The following is a 20,961-nucleotide window of genomic DNA, read 5'->3' on the forward strand; positions in this document are numbered from 1 at the left end:
GCAATAGCCGGTCCCGCGGGCCGGAATATCAGTTGCCGGCGCGCGCGGCGACGAGGCGCATAATCCGCGCCACGGCAGATAGTATGAGCGCGATGTCAGGCGGCCCGCACGCCCGCAACGAAGGTGCTGACCTCGTTCTCCAGTGATTGCAGCTTCTGCGACAGCCGGCCGCTCGATTGCAGCACGAGGCCCGCGGCCTGGCCCGTTTCCGCCGTGGCGTCGGTGACACCGGAGATGTTCTGCGAGACCTGGTCGGTGCCGGACGCCGCCTCCTGCACACTGTGGGCGATCGCCTGCGTCGCGGCGCCCTGCTCCTCGACCGCGGCGGCGATCGACGAGGAGATCTCGTTGACCTCCATGATGGTCTTGCGGATGCTCTCGATGTTGCCGACGACCTGGTTGGTCTCGGCCTGGATCGCGGTGATCTGCGCGCCGATCTCGTCGGTCGCCTTCGCGGTCTGGCTCGCCAGCGATTTCACCTCGCTCGCGACCACGGCAAATCCCCTGCCGGCCTCGCCGGCGCGCGCCGCTTCGATGGTGGCGTTGAGCGCGAGCAGGTTGGTCTGCGAGGCGATCTGGTTGATGAGGTCGATGACCTCGCCGATCTTGTGCGCGGCGGCGGCCAGCCCCTGCACGGTGTCGTTGGTGCGCTGACCGTCCGCGGCCGCCTTGTCGGCCACGCTTGCAGCCTGCGCGACACGCTGGCTGATCTCGGTGATCGAGGACGACAGCTGCCCGGCGGCGGACGCCACCGTCTGCACATTGCTCGACGCCTGCTGGCAGGCGGTCGCGACGAAGCTTGCGCGGTCGGTCGCCTTGTTCGCGGTCTCCGACATGCCTTGCGCGGCCTGCTGCATCGCGCGCGCCTCGGTGAAGACGTCGCGGACGACGGCCTGAACGCTCGCCTCGAACTTGCCGGCGAGATCGCCCATCGTCTTGCGTTTCTCGTCGTCGGCCCTCTGCTTCGTCTCCTGCTGCTCGGTATGCATGCGGCTCACCGCCGACGCATTGTCCTTGAACACGGCAAGCGCCTTGGCGAGCCCGCCGACCTCGTCGCTGCGGCCGGTGTAGGGCACCTCGAACGCGCTGTCGCCGGCGGCGAGTCGCTCGGTCAGCGCGGTGATTTTCGCGAGCGGCCGGGTCACGCTGCGGCCGATCACGAAGGAGCAGGCCAGCACCAGGACCAGGACGGCCAGACAAATGTAGGCGAATGTCGTCGCGTTCTGGCGGAAAACGGCGTCGACGTCGTCGAGATAAATGCCGGTGCCGATGATCCATCCCCAGGGCGCAAAGCCCTTCACATAGGAGATTTTTCCGACCGGCTGCTCGAAGCCCGGCTTCGGCCAGAGATAGCTGTAGAAGCCGGCGCCCTGCTTGTTGACGACGTCAACGAAGCCCATGAACAGCGCGTTGCCGGCGGGGTCCTTCATGCCGGAGAGATCCTTGCCGTCGAGCTCGGGCTTGATCGGGTGCATGACCATCTTGGGGGCCATGTCGTTGATCCAGAAATACTCGACCTTGTCATAACGCAGGCTCTTGATCGTTGTGATCGCGGCGGCCTGCGCCTGCTCGCGCGGCAACTTCCCCTCGCTCTCGAGCTTCTGATAGTGCGCCAGGATGCCGTAGCCGACATCGACCATGTGCTGCGTCTTGGCCTGGCGGTCGGCAATCATCTGCGCACGCAGGGTCGAGAGCGCGATCGGCGCCAGAGCGATCATGCCGAGGAGGCTGATGCCGACAATCAGGACTAGCTTGAAACTGATGCGGGAGAAAAACATCGGAGCTCGCAAGAATTGGAAGGGCTGATATGCCAGTTTATCCCGCACCCCTTAGCGAAGCTTTAAGCATTCGGGTTCCCCAAATCCCCACGAAATTGCGTTGGAGGCAGCCGGCGCGCGGCGTGCGACTTGGCAGGCTGGCGAGGCTTGGCTGCATCCGGGATCCCGGCTCTTTAGATCTAGAAGACCTCGATATCGCCGCTGCGAGCGTTGACTTGCGGTCGGCTCTGGCGGAACGATCGGCGCAGATCATCAGCGCCAGCTGTGGCGTGAGCTGCACAGAAGGCCAGAGGCTCAATGCATCAATCGACATATGGCAAGTCCCTCGACCTTCCTGCGCTGTGCGCGGCGGAGCGGCTTTTCATCTGGGGATTTCGGGCCAAGGCACGCAGCGGAAGCGCCGTTCCGACTGCGGCCGATATCCAGCAAGTGTACGACCACTTTCGCGTGGGCGACGCCGTGCCGTCGCTAGAATCCATCATCGAGATCTTCGCGTGCACGGCGCATACGGCCATCGAAGTTCATTGTCCGACCTGTCCGAAGATGTCGGACAGCGAGCACGGAATCTTGCGGGCGATCGCCGCGGCACAACAGGAACGCATCGACGTCGCGCGCGAGCAGTTCGAGAGCTGGTTGCCGCCGGTCGGTGCCGATTGGGCTCTCGCGCCCGTGCGGGGGCTTGCAACGATCTTCCGCATGGCCGGCCTCATCCTGCCCGACCGACACGTTCCGTCTTTCGACCATGACCGGACGATGGCAATGAAGAGCTGGCTGGTCGGAAGTCCCACGCTGCACTGACGGGATCGTTCATGCTCCACGATACGTGCGGTTCTGCGCCAGTCGAAACAGCCGGCCAGCCGCGGCTCTGTCCGCTCCAGGCCGCGCTTGCGGCGCGTCCCTGCGTCGAGAGCTACGATGAATTTTCCCGCGTTGCGCTGTCGCTGTTCCGATTCATCGGAGCGGCCTATACGACCGGCGCCTCCGATTGCTGGGAAGCGGCCTATCGCTTCGCCGACGAGGCGCCGGGCATCGCCGACAGTCCGCTGCTGGTGGCGCGCGCTGCTGCGCTCGTCAGGATCCTGCGCAGCGGCCGGCCGTGCGAACTGTGCTTCATGCCGCCCTCGTGCCGGCGCCTGTCGCAGGACGAGGCGGAATTGATGCGACTGCTGGCGGTCGCACGCCGCAACCAGCCGGGCGAACTCGAATCCATCGTTTGCCAGTACGTCGGGAACGAGAACGAGATCGCGACGACGCGGGCCGTCAACGCGCTTGCCTTGTGCTGACGCTTTGATGGGTTCTAGTCGCATCTCAAGCGACCTTGCGCTATCAACATCGCCATGGAGACGCAGTGTTCGATGCCCTCCATAAAACCTCCAGACGGCCCCAGGGATCACCACCGCTGGGGTCGTCGTTTTGCGGCCTGGCCTAACCGCCCTTCTTGCCAAGCACGAGATCGATGGTGTGAGCCGCGATCTTGCGCAGCTGCGGCTCGTCGCCGAAGGCACGTTCGAGCACGCCAAGGCCGCGCGTCACCGTGATGATATGCAGCGCTGCGGCCGCGGGATTGCCATTGAACTCGCCGCGCTCTGCGCCTGCCGCCAACGTCTCTTGAACCAGCATGGTGATGCGCGAGATGAGGCCCGCAAAGGCCTGACGCGCGTCTTCATCCAAGCCCTCCCCTTCGGCCGCGCCGAGCTCCATCAATCCGCGCGTGGTCGGACATCCCCGCGGCGGCGAGCCCGAGCGGAAGTTGGTGATGGTCAGGTCGAAGAACGCGGTAAGGCGTTTTCGCAGTGAGCCCGCGCCGAGCGCCTTTTGCAGGGCGAGGAGATAATCGCCCGCATAACGCTCATAGGCCTGGAGGAACAGCGCCTCCTTGCTGCCGAAGGCATTGTAGAGGCTGCCGCGCTGAACACCGGCATCGCGCGCGATGTCCGACAGCGACGTGCCGCGCACGCCCTTGCGCCAGAACTGGTCGAACGCGATACGCAGGACGTCGTCGTGGTCGAATTCGCGCGGCCTCAAATCCTGCTCCTCGGTACGGCAAAAATATTTGACACGATGTCAATAACGTGTTTTCTCGACATCGTGTCAAAAACTAATTGGGATTGATAGCCCGTTCCGTCAATGGGCCCAACGGCCGGCGCTTGCGTGCGCCCTGGCCGATCGGGCTCGCATGCCAAAAGGGACCCGCCCATGCCTCTCCTTCACATCTCGATGCGCGCCGGCAAACCGGAAGCCTATCGGCAGGCGATCCTCGATGGTTTGTACCGCGCCATGCGCGAGGCACTGAACGTGCCCGAGGGCGACGAGTTCATGACCATCAGCGAGCATGACGCCTCGAATTTCCGCTGCGGCAATGCCTATGGCGTCAAACGCAGCGACGACGCCGTGCTGATCCAGATCACCGTGTTCGCTTCGCGCACGGCGGAGCAGAAGATGGTGCTGTACCGGCGGATCGCAGACCTACTCGGCGAAAACCCGGGCATCCGGCCGGAGGACGTGTTCGTCAACGTGCTCGATGCCCCCGCGGAGAACTGGTCCGTCGGAAACGGCATCGCGCAATTCGCGTGAAGTGAGGGGCGTGCTTCTGGCGTGATCGCTTGCTTCACCCACCCGCAACGCACGCCGCCATGATCCCGTCGAGCTCGGCCTTCGAGAGCACACCGAGCTCGGTGATGAAGACGATCCGCGATCGCGGCACGCCTTCCGCCGGTGCACCGCCCGTCGCGAGCGTCGCGCGGCCGGCGGCGAACTGAAACACCATCTGGCGCCCGGGTTGCTCGACGGTCTCGAACAGGCCTTTTGCGCGCGCAAGCTTTGGCGCCAGGCGGCCGATCGCCGGCTGCAGGCGCTGCAGCGACAGCGGCTGATCCGAGGTCCAGCTCAGCGTCTCGAAGCGCTCCTCGGACGGCCGTCGTGGTCCAGGGTCGCGCGGCGCGGGCGCGCGATCAACAGCCGCGGGGAACAACAGCGCGGACGGAATCTCGCCGTGCCTGGCATCGACCACCACGGCGGGGACACGCTGCGCGCGGATGGCTTCGCGCATGCGGGCGCCTGCGCTCTCGTCCGCCAGATCGAGCTTGCTCAGCGCCACGATATCGGCGGCGCGCAGCTGCGACCGCATCAGCGCATCATCCAGGGCCGCAGGTAGCGTCGCCGCATCCATCACGCAGAGCACCGTTTCCAGCGGCGCCTCGCGCAGGATCACGGGGTCCATCAGGTTGCGGACGATGTCGGCGGGATCGGCGACGCCGCTGGTCTCGATGACGATATATTCGGGCTTCGGATCGCGCCGAAGCAGCGTCGAGAGCGTGCGCAGGAGATCGCCTTCGAGCGAGCAGCAGATGCAGCCATTGGCGAGGCTGACCACGCCGTCGCTCGCGCCCGCGATCAACTCCGCGTCGATGTTGATCGCGCCGAAATCGTTGACGATTGCCGCGATACGCCGTCCCTCCGCGTTCGCCAGCAGATGGTTGACGACCGTGGTCTTGCCCGCCCCCAGAAAGCCCGTCACCAGGAGAATGGGGACCGGCATGGGATCAGCCCTCGACGACGGGGCGACGCACGGGGCGGCCGGGCCGCGCCGCCACGTCCAGCACGCCATCGCTGATCAGCGGCTGGCCGCTGACGATCAGATGCCGCACGCCGTCCGAGGGGCGGTTCATCGCCGTGAAGGTCGCGCGGTCCGAGAGCTTCTCGTAGTCGAACACGACGATGTCGGCATCGGCGTCCTTGGCAAGGCGGCCCTTGGCCCGCATCGCGGGCGTGCTTTGCGAAAGGATCTCTGCGGGGATCAGCGCGCATTTGCGCACGCCTTCGAGCAGCGACACGGCCTTGCGCTCGCGCACCCATTCGCGGATGAACTTCGTGAAGCAGCCGGCCGAGCGCGGATGCGAGGTGGCGTCATCCGGCAGCGGCCAGGCATCGCCGGTGTAGGTCTTGCCGTCCGACGTCGTCCACGGCATCGCATCGGACGCGATCGCGCCGCCGGGATACAGCACCGACATATCGAGCAGATCGCGATGATGCGCATTGTTGTCGGTATCGAGGATGTGCCAGAGCACCAGCGAGGACGGCTCTTCGGCTTGCGCCTTCAGCAGCTCCTCGCGATCGCGGAAGCGGTGACCGTCGGTCACGCGCTGCACTGAATCGTAACCGGTGCCGTTGCGCTCGACGAACTGGGGATCACTGAAGAAGGCCGCGGCCAGCACGGTCGAGCCGGTACCGTAGGGATAGGCTTCGACCGTGATGGGCAAGCCCTGCGCCTGCGCCTTTTCGACCAGCACGCGGCAGCGTTCGATATCCGTCTTGCTCGACGAGTTGAAATGGCAGATGTGCATGTGCGCGCCGGTGGCGCCGGCATAGCCGATCAGGCGGATATAGGCTTCCGCGGCGCTTTCGGGGTCGACGCGCGACATGTAGGCGACGTGGGTGAAGGTCGGCACGTCCTGCCTGGCCGCGAGCTGGCAGACCGCGGTCAGCTCCTGCACGCCGGCGCCCGGCGCATAGGCGTTCAGGATGCCGATGCCGATGCCGCCCTCGTTCAGGCCGCGCGAAAGACGCTCGAGGATGCCGGCGACCTCCGCATCGCTGGCGACGTTGTCCATCCAGCGGCGATCGCGCATGGCGTTGCCGAACGCTTCCAGCGAGCTCTCCGCATTCGAGCCGGTCATCGCGCCGATGCGCGCAAAGGCCCAGTTGGTGGCGGCGCCGTAGTTCAGCACGCGTCCCTTCCGCGCCTGGCGCTCATACCAGGAGGCGACCGGCAGCACGCCGGCCTCGAGATCAAGCGTCGTCGTCACGCCGTCGAACGCCTGCATGCGGTCGGCCGGGATCGACTGGCCATGCGCGTGCAGGTCGATGAAGCCCGGCGCGACCACGAGCCCCGTCGCGTCGATAACCCGCTCGGCGCCGCCGAGGCCCGTGCCGACGCCGGCGATCTTGCGGTCCATCACCGCTACATCACCGATGGCGTCCATTCCGCTCGCGGGATCCACCACCCGGCCGCCAGAGATCACCAAACCGCTCATGTCGTCACTCCGCATGCTATTGCCAGAACCTCCGAAAGCCCTGCAGAAGCTCCGGAGGCGCGGAGCGCATAGTGCAGATTTTGGGGAGAACGACTACCGGCACTGATGCCGATGCTGCATGCGCTCGCGACCTCGCGGCGTGCCTTGCCCGAAGGGCAACGGCCCAACAAACCTCCGGTAGAATGATGGAAAAGATCTCTATAAGGTTGTCGTCGCGGCAGGTCGCGTTGCCTGCGTCGGGATCATCGGCCAAGTGTGTCGTGCAAGGGAGCGAAATGTCTGCAATGTCAAATCAGGGCCTGCGCATCAGCTGCAGGGCAGCTTTGATCATCTCCATCGTCGTCTCGGCGGCAAGCGCGTTTGCGGCCACCCCACAAGACCTGAACGATTGTCAGGACAGCACCGATGTCCCGCGCATGATGGCAGCGTGCAGCAGCCTCTCCCAGGACGCCAGACTACCTCCCGGTGCAAGATCCATGGCATTGCTCAAGCATGGCTTCGGAAATTTTGCACTCGGCAACATGGATGCGGCTGAAGCCGACTTCACCGAGGCGGTCAGGCTCAACCCGAAGAACAACTACGCTCATCACGAGCTGGGACTGACCTTGGCCAAAAAGGGCGACACCACACGCGCAATCGCTTCGCTCACCGAGGCCATCAATCTTGATCCCTCAGGTGCCGCAAGCCGGTTCATTCGCGGGCAGATTTATATGTCCGAGGACAGGCTGGACGAGGCGATCCGGGATTTCACCGATGCCATCAGGCTTGGACCCGACAAGAACACCACCTTTGCCAAAGACCAGGAGGTGAGTCGTCCGGAGGCCGATCGCGTCGCGACTGACTACTACGCGGCCCGGGGAGATGCGTACTATCGGAGAGGCGATTTCAGGGATGCCGCTTCGGACTACGACCGGGAGGCGCGGTTTTCCGATCCCGATGGCTACGGCGTGATTTGGGGATCGGTGGCGCGGATGCAGGGACGATCTGCCGATGCCGGCATCGCGCTGTCCGCTGCACTCGACAAGGGCCAGCTCAGGGATTGGCCGAGAACCGTCGGCGAATTGCTTGTCGGCCGGATCACGCCCGCCGCAGCCCTGGCTTCGGCCAGGAATTCAGATCAAACTTGCGAGGCACACTATTACGCTGGGATCGCTCAGCTCAAGAGCAAAGATACAGTGGCGGCCCGGAACGAGTTTGCAGCCGCGCGAGACGGATGCCCGACCTCGTTTCGAGAGTATCGTGCCGCCATTGCCGACCTGAAGCGATTGCAGGCGCAGTGATCGCGCCTTCGCCTGCAACATGTTTGCTAGCGACTTGGCGTCGAAGCTACCGACCTTGCCCGCCGTGGCCGTGCCATCGACTACGGGGGCAATCGCTGCTCAGCGATTACCTGAACCGGCGGAAAGGTAACGCAATCTGCCACGTCGAACAGCACTTCCATGCTTCGATCAAACGATCGCGCAAAAGCAATCGCGTCATCACGCCGCTCATCGGCGATGCGCAAGCCGAGCGTACAATGCGGCGTCCATGCCCCGGGCCGGTAATGAGGGCGGCAATGCGCCGGGTCGATTGCGGCGCTGACCGAGCTGTGGATGCGGGTTAGCGCCTCATTGGAGCTCGGCTCCGCCCAGAGAACGAGAGGCGAGCCTGCGAACCAACGAATCCGTTTGAACTCGATGCGAAATTGCGCTTCGCCAGCAACGGCCGCCAGCATGGCGGCCCATGCTATCTTTTCGTCGATCGCAGGCGAGTCGTAGATCGCAAATGTAAAATGTGGCCGATAGCCAAGGGCGCGCATCGAGGGCTCGACTTCGAACGCTACGACCTGATCCCACAGCCGCTCGATCTCACTTGCTGAATTGTTATCGGCTCGAACGTTGATCGCCAATGCCACAAGCGCTCACCCAGCGGGGGGAACAATCAAATCGAGATCAAGGGAAGGTAGCTTCAAGGCAATGGCGCTCCCTAGGGGAATCGAACCCCTGTTTCAGCCTTGAGAGGGCCGCGTCCTAACCGCTAGACGAAGGGAGCGTGAGGGACAGGACATAGCCGCGAATTTTGTCGGCGGCAAGCCTCGATCGGGGGCGAGAACCCCGGATATGCACGGTCAATGCGGCTTAGGCTTAATTGCGCGGCGGGCCGCCGCGCGCCCTACGAAACCGCCGGGAACACTCACGGCTGCTTCAGTTTCTCGATCGCCGCAGCGCCCGCGGCCGGCTCAAGGCGGAACAGGCCCGCGCCCGCAAAGGCGGATTTGAACGGCGATGAGGAGCGGATCTGCTGGCCGCTGCTGCCGGCGACGGCCTGGTTGAGCAGGTCCTGGCCGATGGCGCCTGTCCGCTGCGTCCCGACGCCGAAATAATACGTCTTGCCGGCCTCGACGGGGACCTCGACCTCATAGTCCGTCATCGACATCTTCATGTGGGAAGCGATCTTGTGGACGCCCGGCGGCCGGTCGACGAAGAAGAACGTCCCCATGTCGACCTTACCGACGGACTTGCCGTCGATCAGGATTTCCGACGAGGCCGCCATTCCGCCCATCGCGCCGAAAATGCCCTTCTCGCGCAAGAAATAGAGCCGTGCGTTCCGCGAGCCCGTTGGCTTGGCCTGCGCCGCGGGTTGTTTGGCCGGCGCGGCAAGTCCAGCCTGCCTGGCTGGCGCTGTGGGCTGCTTGGCCGGCTCTGCGAGCGCCGCAAATCCAGCGCATCCGTACGACCCGACAACGAGTGCAATTGCGACGACGCGCGACTTGATACGTCCCATTCCCAGTCCCAGCCCAACTTCCCAAGCCCGAGAGCTAAATCAGAAGTTGCGCGGCAAGACAAACTGGACCGGAGAACGATCAACAGCCGCGGCCAGCCCTACGGCTCATTGGCAAATTTCAGCTTTCCGGCCGGCTTCAGGGTGTGGGCGTCGAAAGTGCGGATCTCGATGACCCCGCCAACGTCCAGCGTGACCACGAGGCGGTCGCCGGCGACCCCGGTCGAGACGATCCTGGCGCCCTTGGGCAGGGCGGCGGTGACGTCGCCGGCCATTTCGGACGCCCTTCCCTCCGACTTGAAAAGGCGGTAGCCCACCGCGATCAGGACGGCGCAGATTGCCAGCGCCGTGGTCAACCCCGCGATCAGCATCATCCGCCGCACCCGCGCGAACAGCGCGGCCTGCTCGGGGCTCGGTTCGGGAACAGCGGTATCAGACGTCGTCATGGATAGCTCAGGCTCTGCGCAAAGGTTGGAAGTTGTCGTCGCCGGCGACGAGGGCTCGGCTCGGCTTGACCGCGTGCTGGCGGCGCACCTCACCGACCTGTCGCGATCGAGGCTGAAAGCCCTGATTTTGGCGGGCGCGGTGAGCCTCAAGGACGCCGCGATCCGCGACCCCGCTTATCACGTCACATCCGGCGATACGATCACAATCGACGTGCCGGAGGCGGCCCCGCCGGAGCCCAAGGGTGAGGATATCGCCCTCGATATCGTGTTCGAGGACGACGACATCGTCGTCCTCAACAAGCCGAAGGGCCTCGTCGTGCACCCCGCGGCCGGGCACGAGACCGGCACGCTGGTCAACGCGCTGATCGCCCATTGCGGCGGCTCGCTCTCCGGCATCGGCGGGGTACGCCGGCCCGGCATCGTGCACCGGCTCGACAAGGACACGACCGGGCTGATGGTAGTCGCCAAGAACGACCTCGCCCATGCCTCGCTCACCGCGCAATTCGCCGACCACGGCCGGACGGGCGCGATGCGCCGCGGCTACATGGCCTTCGCCTGGGGGCTGCCGGGACGCCACCGCGGCACCGTCGATGCGCCGATCGACCGCCACCCGTATGCGCGCGAGAAGATGGCGGTGCGCCAGGGCGGCCGCGAGGCGGTGACGCATTGGGAGCTTCTGGAGAGTTTTGCGGGGCGTGACGGCAAGCCGATCGCCTCCCTGCTCGCCTGCGAGCTCGAGACCGGACGCACCCACCAGATCCGCGTCCACCTCGCCCATATTGGCCATCCCCTGATGGGCGACGCCGTCTATGGCCCGCACTTCAAGACCAAGGCGAACCACCTCGGCCCGGAGTCGCAGGCGACTCTGGCCACGCTTGGACGGCAGGCCCTGCATGCCTATTTGCTGGTATTGGAGCACCCGAGAACCGGAGAATTACTCCACTGGGAAGCGCCTCTGCCGAAGGATTTGCTTCTCCTTCAGGGCGCTCTGAAAGCGGCGCTATGACGCAGGCCACCTTGGAAAAGCGTTACATTACAAAAAGTTATAGCTGCCACACGGGGACGTGACGTCAGCAATCCTTCCCTTTTTGACCCCCCTTGGGGTATATTGCGCTTGCGTTGGAAATGACCAACGGAACATCGCAGCTACGGCCGGCTTTAACACAGCGGTCGTCTGCCTGGCCCGCCGCTATCGGGGGCCTGAACCTTGGAGGGCTTCATCATGGCCCGTACCGCTGCTTTGCCGGTCCTCAATGGAGAATCCGGCCTTTCTCGCTACCTCGCCGAGATCCGCAAGTTCCCGATGCTGGAACCCCAGCAGGAATACATGCTCGCCAAGCGTTGGCGTGAGCATGACGATCGCGACGCGGCGCACCAACTCGTCACCAGCCATCTCCGCCTCGTGGCCAAGATCGCCATGGGCTATCGCGGCTACGGCCTGCCGATCTCCGAGGTCGTCTCGGAAGGCAATGTCGGCCTCATGCAAGCGGTGAAGCGTTTCGAACCCGAAAAGGGGTTCCGTCTCGCCACCTACGCGATGTGGTGGATCAAGGCGTCGATTCAAGAGTACATCCTGCGTTCCTGGTCGCTCGTGAAGATGGGCACCACCGCGAACCAGAAGAAGCTGTTCTTCAACCTGCGCAAGGCGAAGAGCAAGATCAACGCGCTGGACGAGGGCGATCTCCGCCCCGACCAGGTGAAGATCATTGCCAAGCGCCTCGGCGTCACCGATCAGGACGTGATCGACATGAACCGTCGCCTCGGTGGTGACGCGTCGCTCAACGCTCCGATCCGCGATGACGGCGAAGCCGGCGAATGGCAGGACTGGCTGGTCGACAACACGCCCAACCAGGAAGCCATGCTGGCCGAGCACGAGGAGTATGACGAACGCCGTGACGCGCTGAACGGCGCCATGGGCGTGCTCAACCCGCGCGAACGCCGCATCTTCGAGGCGCGCCGCCTCGCCGATGAGCCGATGACGCTGGAAGACCTTGCCGCCGAGTTCGGCGTGTCGCGCGAGCGCGTCCGCCAGATCGAAGTCCGCGCCTTCGAAAAGGTGCAGGCCGCGGTCAAGGGCACGATCGCACGGGCGGAACAGGCCGCGCTGGAAGCCGCGCATTAAGCGGGCTCTTCTCGCGGTAGATATTGGCGGATCGACAAGAGACAGAAAGCCGGCGGCAACGCCGGCTTTTTTGTTTGTGGCGATGCTCTGTTTGAGTGATCCGCCGTGCTTTCTCTGCGCGATGCGAAGCGCGCCGCACTCGCTGTCATGCCCCGGCTTGAACCGGTACCGGCAGCGAGATCTCGAACGCAGGCCCCTGGAATACTGGATCGCCCGGTTGAACCGGGCGATGACAGCGGTGGTTGTGGCGGAAGGTCCTGCCAAGTGAGACCGCCGTCACAGTCTCCTTCCCCTGGCCGACGTAGAACCGGGCTTGCCTTGAACCCGCGCGTCCGGTCGACCGACCCAGAATGATCGGGCCGGCGGCCTCAACTGAACGGACACCAACCGTGTCGATCATCCTGCAATCCACCGTCGGCGGCTTCTCCGCCCAGTTCATGCGCAAGCTGCCGCTGGTCGAGCAGGCGATGCGCGAGCACGGGCTCGATCCCGCAGAGTTCGTCATCTCCAAGGACTATGCCTCGACCGCGACGATCCCGCTCATGGGCCCGTTCTTCTATAATTACAGCGTGTTCTTCGGCGACGAACAATTCACCGTCACCGAGCCGAACGACATGGTGTTCCTGGACTACTTCTTCAAACGCGTGCTGGCGTCGGACGGCCCGCCGGAATTGCCACGGCGGCCGGGATTGATGCGACGGCTGTTCGGCTGGATGGCGCAGCCGGTTTAGCTCGTCATTCCGGAGCGCGTCATGAATGCTTCCCGCTCAATCGTCCTTGTCGATCACGCTTGCCGCAGGACGATTGCTGATGTATGTGCTGCCGCCCGGCGCGCTATCGCGCCTTTGTTGTTCAGCGCAACCAAGGGAGGCGGCATGAAAAGTAGATCGATACGTTCTGACCGCCGAACTCTTTGATCGGCAATCGGTCATAAGCTGAACGCCGCTTCGCGCGCTGTTCTCCATTCATTGCATCTGGCTGCGAGGGGCGCGACGCAACAAGGCGTCGCGCCGTGTCGTCATGCATTTGCGGTTCGTTACACCGCTCATCCACCCGCACAGTCGCGTGGAGAGCGGCTTCTTTCGTGCGTCCTGGTATGTCCAGCGAAACAACTGTCCGGACTGGATCCGGCATGAGCTCTCGGACCAGTTCAATTGGTTCGCGCAGCATCTGCCGCTTCCTGGACGCATCGCGCGTCACTTCAAGCGGCGCGATTCGATCTGGGGCATTTGCTGGTTCGATCCTCAAGCCCGCGAGGCTGTCAGCTGCGCGCGCTACTGCGCTTGGCTGCTCGAGGAGGGCGGCCTGCCGGTGCGCACGATTACAACCTCACGCCAGCGCGAAGTGATCTGGCGCGACGCGCACCAGATCGTCACGAAGCCTTCCGCCGATCTTCCCAAGGCATTCCCCTGAGCCCGGGAAGACCGGTGGACTTAGGATGGCGATGAGAGCCGATAGCGATCGCTCTCGATGGCCGTCCGGCACCGGAGGTTTCGGCCTTCGGTTGCCGGACGCGCCTGCTCGTCACTCCCCCCAAGTCCGCGCCAGCGTCGCGAGCCAACAGCCTTCGCAATAGCGGGCGTCCTTGTAGTCGATCCAGTTGTGCGCATAGACGTGGTCGAGCGGGATGCCGTAGCGCGCGCGCAGCACCTTCACGAGGATCTTCCATGCCGCGACCTGCGCCTCGGTCGGGCCTGTGGTGACATCCGGATAGTTGCCGGCGAACTCGACGCCGATCGAGTTGTCGCGCACGACCTGGCGATAGGTCGATCTGTTGTCGATGTACTTGTTGTCGTTACGGTTGGCGCCGTCGCCATGGGTCGGCACCAGGTTCTCGGCGACCGCCCAATAGACCGTGCCGTCGGTCTCGACCCACACGGTGACGCCGCGGCGCGTCGGGTTCTTCGACTGCTCCGCCGCGCCGCCGCGCGCCGAGCCTGTCGGCCCCTCGGTCTGGTGCACGATGATGTTGCGCCAGGGATGGGCGTCGCGGACATCGCCCCATGGCGCGAGCCAGACCATTTTCAGGCCGGGAATGTCAGGCGTGCCGGAGACGCGCGCGATCTTCGCGAGTTCGGCGTCCGTTGCGGCGGCTGGGGTGAGCAGAAGAAGGGCGGCGAGAAAAGTCGCGAGCAGGCGGAATATCATCATACGGGTCCAAGGCGGACCCAAATCCTAGCAGGCTTTATGCGAATTTGCGCGTGGCCTCGCCGAGCCCGGGCCGCTCAGGCGAGAGCGGCGGAGCCGGATCGTAGACGGCAAAGTCGTTCTTGCCGTTTTTCTTGGCGGCATAGAGGGCGTGGTCGGCATGGGCGATGAGGCGGTCCGGAAACTGGCCGATGCCGCGGTCCCATTCGGCAACGCCGATCGAGATCGCGATCGGGATGTCCCTGGTTGTACAGGCCGCGGCGTCCTGGCGGCAGACTTCGAGCACGCGGCGGGCGATCGCGGCAGCCTCGCGCAGGGACGAGGACGGCAGCACGACGCAGAACTCGTCGCCACCGGTGCGGGCCAGCATGTCGCCCGGCCGCAGCCGCGTTTGCGCCATCAGGGTGAAGTGCCGCAAGCAGGCATCGCCCGCGGCGTGACCATGGGAGTCATTGATGGCCTTGAAGCCGTCGAGATCGATCACCAGCAGCGAGAACGGCTCGCCGCTGCGCTCAGACCGGGCGCATTCCTCGGACAGGCGCTGCAACAAATGGCGCCGGTTGGCGACGCCCGTGAGATCGTCAAGCAGCGCGAGGTCGGCGACCTCGTTGCGCAGGCGATCCATCGCCATCAGCAGGAAGCCGAAATTGAGCGTCATCGACAGGAACAGGAGGCCCAGCACCATGACGCCATGAGCCTGACCGCCGGCGCGCGCCGAGAAATCGTGGCCGAGCAGATTGCCCAGCGTGCGAACCGCAAAGATCCCGATGATGGTGAGGATGACGATGCCGGACAGCCGCGCACCCGGGCTGACGCGGCCTTCCGGCGGCGCCAGGAGCAGACGCAGCGCCAGCACCAGCGGCAAGGCCTGGCCGAGCGTGTAGCTGAGCATGCGCAGCTGCATGTGCTCGAAGCCGACCATGAAGAACACGACGCCGGCGAGGCTTAGCACCCCCGTTGCGGCCATGACGCGCCATGAGACCGGCCGGTCATAGAAGCGCTGAATGCCCATGGCGGCGAGGCAGCTCGCCGCGATGATACCGGCAGCGCCGACAAGAAGCGGCAGGGGAGAGGCGACGAACAGGCGGACCAGGGCTGTCATCGCGCCGGCGGCGCCGACGAACGACGATGCCATCCAGAATCGCGCCGCTGCAAATTTCGGATAGGAGCGCGTCACGTAGGCCCAGATCAGGCCAAGCGCCAGGAAGTTGACGACGAAGACCGTCCAGAGTGTCGGTACGTTCAGCATGGCGCGTGCGGCACGCGCAGCGTCGCCCCCCCCGTCTCTGGCAGCCGTTCGTCCATGACCCTTCCCCGCGTTCTTGCGGGGAAGAATGCGCGGATTGCACTTAACGGAACCTCACTGCGATCTGCGAAAGCTCGCCCTTGGTTTTGGATTCATGAACAGTGCGCCGCGATTATCGGATCGTTAGGCATGTCGCGGCCTCCCTGCGCGGCCACGCCGATGCGCATTGCGATGCGGATTCGCGGGCAAAAATCACCCGAAAATGCATCTGAGCTGTGGATAACGTAATGACACAGATGTGACAGCACGGGGCAGCCGCCCGCGAATCTGCTGAGTTTGTGGTCGAGGATGTTGCGAGGCTGGCCCTCCGCCGAGCATCCCTCGTGTCGCGTTTAACCATGAACCCTTGAGAGGATACTATGGCTAAGAAAGCGAAGAAGGCGAAGAAGGCGACGAAGAAAAAGGCCAAGAAGGCCGCGAAGAAGAAGTAGCCAGCATGTTCTTTGCCCGGGTGGAGCCTCGCTCCGCCCGGGCGTCGGGTAAAAGGTCGAGAGAGTTTGGAGATGGCGGGCGCAAGGCCCGCTTTTTTTATTGGCCGCACTCAGCTGCGGCGTCTCCCCGCAAGCGGGGAGAGGTGAAGGCGAAGCCTACCGCTCCGCAAACGCAAGCTTGGCGCCGAGCGCGGCGAAGCCGGTGGCGAAGCTGCGGCGCAGCCAGGCCATGACACGTGGGCGGGAGATGACGCGCTCGCGTACCGACGCCGCACAGAGGCCGTAGAGGACGAACACCGCAAAGGTCATCGCCATGAAGGCGCCGCTCAATTCCAGCATCCGCGCCAGCACATGGGCTTCGTCCACCGCGATGAACTGCGGCAGGAAGGCCAGGAAGAAGATCGACAGTTTCGGATTGAGGATGTTGATCAGGAAGCCAGTGACGATGACGCGGCGGCTCGACCGCTCCCTGATCTCGCCATCGACCGCCAGCGCCCCGGTCTCACGCAGCGCCTGCCAGGACATGTAGAGCAGATAGGCGACGCCGCCCCATTTCAGCGCGGCAAAGGCAAGCGCGCTGGTATGCAGCACCGCGGCAAGCCCGAGCATCGCAGCTATCATGTGCGGCACGATCCCGAGCGTGCAGCCGAAGGCGGCAGCGACGCTCGCGCGCGAGCCGCGTGTCAGCGCCGCAGCCAGGGTGTAAAGCACGCCGGTGCCGGGCGAGGCGACGACGATGAGCGAGGTGAGCAGGAAGGAAAAGGTCATGGGCAGACCCTATCACCGTGCCTCACGGCAAGAAAGCGAGCCCCCGCATCGACCATCAGGACGGCTGCGCGAGCTCGGCTTCGCGGAGCACGTCGAGCGGCGCCCATGGCTTGGCCCAGAATTTCGCGCCATCGGGCAAGGGCTGCGCCAAGGGGCGGCCGGAGGTGACGACGATGTCGAGCTTTGGATTGCGGTCCTTGGCGACGTGCGCGAGCTCGACCCCGGTCATGTGCCCCGCAAGCTGAACGTCCGTCAGCATCAGACAGAGCGCGCCGGCGCTTCTGTCGAGCACCCGTTGGGCAGCCTCGGCGCTATCGCACTGGATGACCTGGTAGCCGCTCTCCTCCAGCAGAAGACTGAGCATCTCCCGTTGCATGACGTCGTCTTCGACGATCAGCGCCGTCGCGCGAAATGGTTCTGCCTGTCCCATGGGGCCGCTCCAGTGCTTGCTTGCGTAACCTATGTTAAGGAGCCAGTTCGCCGGTGGTTCAGTTCCATCATGAAAAATGTAGATCATAGTTCCACACGACCGGCTTGACGGGGGGACATCATGACTGCCATTCGCGGTGCCGCCGCAATCACGGGAGCGGCGAGCGGCATCGGGCGCGCGCTGGCAATCGAGCTCGGCAATCGCGGCTGCGATCTCGCGCTCGCCGATCGCGACGAGGCCGGATTGAAGACGCTCGCCGCCGAGATCGGTGCCGCACGCAAGGTCAGCGTGCATCGCGTCGACGTCAGCGAGCCCGGCGACATCGCAGAGTTCGCGCGTGATGCGATCGCGGCACATCCCGCGCTCGGCATCGTCATCAACAATGCCGGCGTGGCGCTGATGGGGACGTTCGAGGAGATCGACCAGGCGCAGATGGAGTGGCTGTTCGACATCAATTTCTGGGGCGTGGTGCACGGCACGCGCGCTTTCCTGCCGCATCTGAAGACGCTGGCAGAGGCGCACATCGTCAACGTCTCCTCGATCTTCGGCATCATCGCGCCGCCGGGACAGTCGGCCTATGCCGCCGCCAAGTTCGCGGTGCGCGGCTTTTCCGAGAGCGTGCGGCACGAGCTTGCGGTCGCGGGCAGCCCCGTAAAACTGTCGGTGGTGCATCCCGGTGGCGTCGCCACTGCCATCGCGCGCAATTCGCGCACCGGGGTCGGCGTCACCGACAATGCGCGCCGCGCGCAATCGATCGAGCGGTTCGAGAACGCGGCAAAGACCACGCCGAAAGACGCCGCGCTGCGCATCATCAAGGGCATCGAGAACAACCAGCCCCGCATCCTGATCGGCAACGACGCCCGCTTCATGGACATTTTGCAGCGCTTCCGCCCGGGCACCTATTGGGCGCCGTTGCAGCGCAAGCTGGAGAAGATGGCGAAGGGGACGGCGAAGTAGGCGTGACGCGACGGCATCGCCGCTGCGTGCTCCGCTGTCGCCACACCACCGCTGTCATGCCCCGGCTTGACCGGGGCATCCAGTACGCCGCGGCTTCTCGGTTCTAGCCGCGCCTCCTCTGGAATACTGGATCGCCCGCCCCAGTGCGCAAGTGCGCACAAGGCGGGCGATGACACCGAGTATGTGGTCACTGCCCCGCCAGCCGGTCCGCAAAATAGCCGATCGTCTTGCGGTAGATCACCGCCCTGTTCCACTCCCGCATCGCCTCGAAATTGGCGGTGCCTTCGCCGTAGGGCTGGCCCATCTTGAAGCCGCTGGTGTGAAGCAGGTTCGCGGTCGAGGCGAGTACGTCGGGCACGCTGTGGCGCAGGTCGACGTGGCCGTCGCCGTCGAAATCGACGCCGTATTTGATGTAGGACGACGGCAGGAACTGGGTCTGGCCGATCTCGCCGGCATAGGCGCCAATGAGGTCGCGCAGCGGCAGGTCGCCGCGCTGCACGATCTTGAGCGCGGCGAGCAGCTCGCCCTGGAACAGCTCGGTGCGGCGGCAATCATGCGCGAGCGTGGCGAGCGTGCGGATCACCGGCAGCTTGCCGATGTCGCCTTTGCCGAAATCGCTCTCCAGCCCCCAGATCGCGACCAGGATATAGCGGGGCACGCCGAACTGCCGCTCGATGCGCGAGAGCAGCGCCGCGTGACGCTGCAACAGTGCCTTGCCGCCATTGATGCGGCCGGGGCCGACGCGGGTCGAGACATACTGCTCGAAGCTCTTGTTGAAGGTGTAGCGCTGGCGCCGGTCGAAGGCGAGCACGGCGCCGTCCTGGGCGATGCCGCTGAAGGCCGCGCTGGTCACGCTCGCCGAGACGCCGGCTCCTTGCGCTTCCGAGCTCATGCTGGCGACGAAGCTGTTGAAGTCGCCGCCGCAGCGCGCGGCCTGCGCCGATCCGCCGGCCAGACAGAGGACAGACCCAAACAGACAGATTAGCCCAAACCGCCACATGCCCTAAGTGTCCTTTCAAATTTTCGCGCGAGCCTTAATCCTGCAGGAAATAGGATCGTCAAAGCCACATCTTTCCACGAGAATCTCAGAAGGCGTCGGCAGTTGATAGCAGAAATCGGTTGTCAGACCAGTGGAGCATTGCTTAGATTCTATTTTTGGTTGAACACAAGAACTCCGCGCGGACCGGCATGGCCAACATTTATTATCGGAGAAAGACGCTCACCCAGTTGTTGCGTCGGGAGCTACCAAATGAATTCCTAGTTGTACCCAATCCCGACCATCCTCTGTTACTTCGTGGCCCGGATCTCCTTGTTGCGGGAGAGAGAGCGACGACTGCCGTCTTTATGCCTCTAGCCGCGGAGCGAACAAACCAAGGTCTACTCAAAGCGCGCTTTATACTTAGTCGTCTGGCTTTACCTCCTTATGTTCGCTGCATACTAGTAGCTGAAGAAAAGGACTACTCGATTGCCAACTCTTTCGCGAACGATTTTGCAAATATTCTGGAATGGAACAATCGGGCAGGAATTTCCGAAATGATTACGGACGTGACTGCTTTTGGCCATCATAAGGATGTCCCGCCAGACATTTCTGGCGACGCCCAGATACGTTTCGCAAATGCAATGGCTGTGATGCGACTGAGTAGTCGACTGACAAACCGACCATTCAGCGCGGCATTTGACGAAAAAGTCTCAGAACTTAGGCGCCCGATCAGATCTGCGATAAGACACAGCAAGCGACGACCGCAGATAGATAGAAATTCCGCCTCGACGGAGCAGCAGGTCGACTTGTCAGAATTATCGGATGCCGACGTTGACTCATCGACGGTGAACGATCTCGTGTATGAACAAGCCAATTACTATTTTTCATTGGACGGCGGGATTCCATTCGCCGCGAGAGAACCATTAGGAATAGCGGTGATTGAAGATTGGCCGGCCAGACCTCGAGATTCAGAAAAGCTGATTCTTTCTGCCGCGTTTGGCGGATGGGCTTTTGTGCTTGCCGAGCTTCGCAGCGAACTTCCTCGGTTTGCGAAACGAATGCGCCAAGGACGAAGGTCATGAGTTCACTTCGCAGAGTAAATACCTTGCGCGCAATCGCAAAGAGTGCTCGCACCCGAATTGGTTCAAACATCTTCAATCATGTCGACCAAGAACTGCAGGAGCTTGCCGCAGTCGCGCGCATCAATCCGGAAAAACGCAAGAACCTCTTGCAATTACTGCACGCGATCAGATCACTTGAAACTGCCCTTAAGGAAGTTGTCCGAAGTCACGGAATTTCGCCTGGTCATTCGCTGGGCCCAATCTTCCGGCAACTCGAGAGCATCCCGTATGGACAACCTGGGTATTTGAATGCAGCCAATGCTCGCCGTTTTGGACAAAACGTCCGCGTCGCGCGAAACCGGTTCGCCCACGAGGCAAACGCTTTTCCAAGATCGGCTCGAGAAACTGAAAGTATACTTAGCGAGATCGAAGCTTGCTTCACGCTGGCCGTAAGGTGATTGCAGCCGCTTGCGCTTATCTCGAAGTGCCGCGCTAGTCCGCAAGAGTCGACCTCAGCTTGGCGCGGCGCAATCTTGCTGTCCCAGATGCGTCCGAAGGCTGTACCGCGAAATTCACTCTCGCCCCGTCGCGTTTGCCGATCCAACCGGCAGCCAGACGACGAAAGCGGTAGCCAGGGAGTATCTCGACATGCGAGAAACTCCTAAAAATGTGCGCAGCGGATGTGGATCATGCCCGGGAACCGGATTCGCGTCAAAGCGGCAGATCCTCACCAGAACCGATC

General features: G+C 63.7%; 23 protein-coding genes and 1 tRNA gene. 11 read left to right on the forward strand and 13 right to left on the reverse strand.

Going from position 1 to position 20,961, the window contains the following annotated elements; all coding sequences use genetic code 11:
• Positions 1-95: 95 nt before the first annotated feature.
• Positions 96-1,778, reverse strand: coding sequence for a methyl-accepting chemotaxis protein (locus AB7245_RS39145; protein ID WP_085400483.1), 1,683 nt, complete (start codon positions 1,776-1,778; stop codon positions 96-98).
• Between the two features lie 447 nt (positions 1,779-2,225).
• Here AB7245_RS39145 and AB7245_RS39150 point away from each other — a divergent pair, with 447 nt between their 5' ends.
• The gene (locus AB7245_RS39150) at positions 2,226-2,576 is read left to right on the forward strand and encodes a hypothetical protein (protein ID WP_439035572.1); all 351 of its coding nucleotides are present in this window, start codon (positions 2,226-2,228) and stop codon (positions 2,574-2,576) included.
• Positions 2,577-2,587: 11 nt separating this feature from the next.
• The gene (locus AB7245_RS39155) at positions 2,588-3,061 is read left to right on the forward strand and encodes a hypothetical protein (RefSeq protein WP_135215193.1); all 474 of its coding nucleotides are present in this window, start codon (positions 2,588-2,590) and stop codon (positions 3,059-3,061) included.
• A 142-nt stretch (positions 3,062-3,203) separates the two neighbouring features.
• On the opposite strand, the gene AB7245_RS39160 is transcribed toward AB7245_RS39155, so the two are convergent.
• The gene (locus AB7245_RS39160) at positions 3,204-3,803 is read right to left on the reverse strand and encodes a TetR/AcrR family transcriptional regulator (protein WP_063985470.1); all 600 of its coding nucleotides are present in this window, start codon (positions 3,801-3,803) and stop codon (positions 3,204-3,206) included.
• Positions 3,804-3,974: 171 nt separating this feature from the next.
• Here AB7245_RS39160 and AB7245_RS39165 point away from each other — a divergent pair, with 171 nt between their 5' ends.
• Positions 3,975-4,352 (forward strand): tautomerase family protein, encoded by a 378-nt coding sequence (locus AB7245_RS39165; RefSeq protein ID WP_085400479.1) that lies wholly within the window; start codon positions 3,975-3,977, stop codon positions 4,350-4,352.
• A gap of 34 nt (positions 4,353-4,386) precedes the next feature.
• On the opposite strand, the gene AB7245_RS39170 is transcribed toward AB7245_RS39165, so the two are convergent.
• On the reverse strand, positions 4,387-5,316 hold the full coding sequence (locus AB7245_RS39170) for a CobW family GTP-binding protein (protein WP_085400477.1): 930 nt from the start codon (positions 5,314-5,316) through the stop codon (positions 4,387-4,389).
• A 4-nt stretch (positions 5,317-5,320) separates the two neighbouring features.
• A complete protein-coding gene (locus AB7245_RS39175) occupies positions 5,321-6,811 on the reverse strand; it encodes an amidohydrolase family protein (RefSeq protein WP_439035573.1) in 1,491 nt (496 codons plus the stop codon).
• Positions 6,812-7,095: 284 nt separating this feature from the next.
• On the opposite strand from AB7245_RS39175, the gene AB7245_RS39180 reads away from it, so the two are divergent.
• A complete protein-coding gene (locus tag AB7245_RS39180) occupies positions 7,096-8,091 on the forward strand; it encodes a tetratricopeptide repeat protein (protein WP_161495799.1) in 996 nt (331 codons plus the stop codon).
• Between the two features lie 80 nt (positions 8,092-8,171).
• Here AB7245_RS39180 and AB7245_RS39185 read toward each other — a convergent pair whose 3' ends face one another.
• From AB7245_RS39185 to AB7245_RS39200, 4 genes are all read right to left on the reverse strand, one after another.
• Positions 8,172-8,705, reverse strand: coding sequence for a 2'-5' RNA ligase family protein (locus tag AB7245_RS39185; RefSeq protein ID WP_085400472.1), 534 nt, complete (start codon positions 8,703-8,705; stop codon positions 8,172-8,174).
• Positions 8,706-8,767: 62 nt separating this feature from the next.
• A tRNA-Glu gene (locus AB7245_RS39190) sits at positions 8,768-8,842 on the reverse strand.
• Between the two features lie 141 nt (positions 8,843-8,983).
• A complete protein-coding gene (locus AB7245_RS39195; RefSeq protein WP_085400470.1) occupies positions 8,984-9,574 on the reverse strand; it encodes a DUF2846 domain-containing protein in 591 nt (196 codons plus the stop codon).
• A gap of 98 nt (positions 9,575-9,672) precedes the next feature.
• Positions 9,673-10,017 carry a hypothetical protein gene (locus AB7245_RS39200; RefSeq protein ID WP_063985478.1) on the reverse strand — a complete coding sequence of 115 codons (345 nt, stop codon included), beginning with the start codon at positions 10,015-10,017 and terminating at the stop codon, positions 9,673-9,675.
• Here AB7245_RS39200 and AB7245_RS39205 point away from each other — a divergent pair.
• The 4 genes from AB7245_RS39205 (at position 10,016) to AB7245_RS39220 (ending at position 13,552) form a co-directional block, all read left to right on the forward strand.
• Positions 10,016-11,023 carry an RluA family pseudouridine synthase gene (locus tag AB7245_RS39205; RefSeq protein WP_063985479.1) on the forward strand — a complete coding sequence of 336 codons (1,008 nt, stop codon included), beginning with the start codon at positions 10,016-10,018 and terminating at the stop codon, positions 11,021-11,023. The genes AB7245_RS39200 and AB7245_RS39205 overlap by 2 nt on opposite strands.
• 216 nt (positions 11,024-11,239) lie before the next feature.
• The gene (rpoH, locus tag AB7245_RS39210; RefSeq protein WP_014492123.1) at positions 11,240-12,139 is read left to right on the forward strand and encodes an RNA polymerase sigma factor RpoH; all 900 of its coding nucleotides are present in this window, start codon (positions 11,240-11,242) and stop codon (positions 12,137-12,139) included.
• A gap of 389 nt (positions 12,140-12,528) precedes the next feature.
• Entirely contained in the window at positions 12,529-12,870 is a 342-nt protein-coding gene (locus AB7245_RS39215) for a hypothetical protein (protein WP_063985480.1), read from the forward strand.
• A gap of 334 nt (positions 12,871-13,204) precedes the next feature.
• Positions 13,205-13,552, forward strand: coding sequence for a hypothetical protein (locus AB7245_RS39220; protein ID WP_245344046.1), 348 nt, complete (start codon positions 13,205-13,207; stop codon positions 13,550-13,552).
• 111 nt (positions 13,553-13,663) lie between these two features.
• Here the strand turns inward: AB7245_RS39220 and AB7245_RS39225 are convergent, their stop codons facing one another.
• The 4 genes from AB7245_RS39225 to AB7245_RS39240 all read right to left on the reverse strand — a co-directional run bounded on the left by AB7245_RS39225 (position 13,664) and on the right by AB7245_RS39240 (position 17,222).
• Positions 13,664-14,290 carry a peptidoglycan recognition protein family protein gene (locus AB7245_RS39225; protein ID WP_085400466.1) on the reverse strand — a complete coding sequence of 209 codons (627 nt, stop codon included), beginning with the start codon at positions 14,288-14,290 and terminating at the stop codon, positions 13,664-13,666.
• Positions 14,291-14,324: 34 nt separating this feature from the next.
• The gene (locus tag AB7245_RS39230) at positions 14,325-15,536 is read right to left on the reverse strand and encodes a GGDEF domain-containing protein (protein ID WP_085400465.1); all 1,212 of its coding nucleotides are present in this window, start codon (positions 15,534-15,536) and stop codon (positions 14,325-14,327) included.
• Between the two features lie 644 nt (positions 15,537-16,180).
• A complete protein-coding gene (locus AB7245_RS39235) occupies positions 16,181-16,792 on the reverse strand; it encodes a LysE family translocator (protein WP_085400463.1) in 612 nt (203 codons plus the stop codon).
• A 55-nt stretch (positions 16,793-16,847) separates the two neighbouring features.
• Positions 16,848-17,222, reverse strand: a complete 375-nt coding sequence (locus AB7245_RS39240; protein ID WP_085400461.1) for a response regulator — start codon at positions 17,220-17,222, stop codon at positions 16,848-16,850.
• Positions 17,223-17,342: 120 nt separating this feature from the next.
• On the opposite strand from AB7245_RS39240, the gene AB7245_RS39245 reads away from it, so the two are divergent.
• Entirely contained in the window at positions 17,343-18,179 is an 837-nt protein-coding gene (locus AB7245_RS39245; protein ID WP_085400459.1) for an SDR family NAD(P)-dependent oxidoreductase, read from the forward strand.
• Between the two features lie 187 nt (positions 18,180-18,366).
• Here AB7245_RS39245 and AB7245_RS39250 read toward each other — a convergent pair whose 3' ends face one another.
• Entirely contained in the window at positions 18,367-19,179 is an 813-nt protein-coding gene (locus AB7245_RS39250) for a lytic murein transglycosylase (RefSeq protein WP_085400458.1), read from the reverse strand.
• A gap of 188 nt (positions 19,180-19,367) precedes the next feature.
• On the opposite strand from AB7245_RS39250, the gene AB7245_RS39255 reads away from it, so the two are divergent.
• Both AB7245_RS39255 and AB7245_RS39260 read left to right on the forward strand, forming a co-directional pair.
• On the forward strand, positions 19,368-20,240 hold the full coding sequence (locus tag AB7245_RS39255) for a hypothetical protein (RefSeq protein WP_144030688.1): 873 nt from the start codon (positions 19,368-19,370) through the stop codon (positions 20,238-20,240).
• Positions 20,237-20,677 (forward strand): hypothetical protein, encoded by a 441-nt coding sequence (locus AB7245_RS39260; protein WP_135215188.1) that lies wholly within the window; start codon positions 20,237-20,239, stop codon positions 20,675-20,677. The genes AB7245_RS39255 and AB7245_RS39260 overlap by 4 nt, the downstream gene beginning before the upstream one ends.
• Positions 20,678-20,961: the final 284 nt, after the last annotated feature.

This window comes from Bradyrhizobium sp. 604_D8_N2_3, from assembly GCF_051810765.1.
Taxonomy (GTDB): Bacteria; Pseudomonadota; Alphaproteobacteria; order Rhizobiales; family Xanthobacteraceae; genus Bradyrhizobium; species Bradyrhizobium barranii.

Excerpts from the sequence above, each read along its gene's own strand:
- AB7245_RS39145 (WP_085400483.1), bottom strand. The coding sequence starts at position 1,778 with ATGTTTTTCTCCCGCATCAGTTTCAAGCTAGTCCTGATTGTCGGCATC.
- AB7245_RS39155 (WP_135215193.1), top strand. The coding sequence starts at position 2,588 with ATGCTCCACGATACGTGCGGTTCTGCGCCAGTCGAAACAGCCGGCCAG.
- AB7245_RS39165 (WP_085400479.1), top strand. The coding sequence starts at position 3,975 with ATGCCTCTCCTTCACATCTCGATGCGCGCCGGCAAACCGGAAGCCTAT.
- AB7245_RS39170 (WP_085400477.1), bottom strand. The coding sequence starts at position 5,316 with ATGCCGGTCCCCATTCTCCTGGTGACGGGCTTTCTGGGGGCGGGCAAG.
- AB7245_RS39175 (WP_439035573.1), bottom strand. The coding sequence starts at position 6,811 with ATGAGCGGTTTGGTGATCTCTGGCGGCCGGGTGGTGGATCCCGCGAGC.
- AB7245_RS39180 (WP_161495799.1), top strand. The coding sequence starts at position 7,096 with ATGTCAAATCAGGGCCTGCGCATCAGCTGCAGGGCAGCTTTGATCATC.
- AB7245_RS39195 (WP_085400470.1), bottom strand. The coding sequence starts at position 9,574 with ATGGGACGTATCAAGTCGCGCGTCGTCGCAATTGCACTCGTTGTCGGG.
- AB7245_RS39205 (WP_063985479.1), top strand. The coding sequence starts at position 10,016 with ATGGATAGCTCAGGCTCTGCGCAAAGGTTGGAAGTTGTCGTCGCCGGC.
- AB7245_RS39200 (WP_063985478.1), bottom strand. The coding sequence starts at position 10,017 with ATGACGACGTCTGATACCGCTGTTCCCGAACCGAGCCCCGAGCAGGCC.
- rpoH (WP_014492123.1), top strand. The coding sequence starts at position 11,240 with ATGGCCCGTACCGCTGCTTTGCCGGTCCTCAATGGAGAATCCGGCCTT.
- AB7245_RS39225 (WP_085400466.1), bottom strand. The coding sequence starts at position 14,290 with ATGATGATATTCCGCCTGCTCGCGACTTTTCTCGCCGCCCTTCTTCTG.
- AB7245_RS39230 (WP_085400465.1), bottom strand. The coding sequence starts at position 15,536 with ATGCTGAACGTACCGACACTCTGGACGGTCTTCGTCGTCAACTTCCTG.
- AB7245_RS39235 (WP_085400463.1), bottom strand. The coding sequence starts at position 16,792 with ATGACCTTTTCCTTCCTGCTCACCTCGCTCATCGTCGTCGCCTCGCCC.
- AB7245_RS39240 (WP_085400461.1), bottom strand. The coding sequence starts at position 17,222 with ATGGGACAGGCAGAACCATTTCGCGCGACGGCGCTGATCGTCGAAGAC.
- AB7245_RS39245 (WP_085400459.1), top strand. The coding sequence starts at position 17,343 with ATGACTGCCATTCGCGGTGCCGCCGCAATCACGGGAGCGGCGAGCGGC.
- AB7245_RS39250 (WP_085400458.1), bottom strand. The coding sequence starts at position 19,179 with ATGTGGCGGTTTGGGCTAATCTGTCTGTTTGGGTCTGTCCTCTGTCTG.
- AB7245_RS39255 (WP_144030688.1), top strand. The coding sequence starts at position 19,368 with ATGGCCAACATTTATTATCGGAGAAAGACGCTCACCCAGTTGTTGCGT.
- AB7245_RS39260 (WP_135215188.1), top strand. The coding sequence starts at position 20,237 with ATGAGTTCACTTCGCAGAGTAAATACCTTGCGCGCAATCGCAAAGAGT.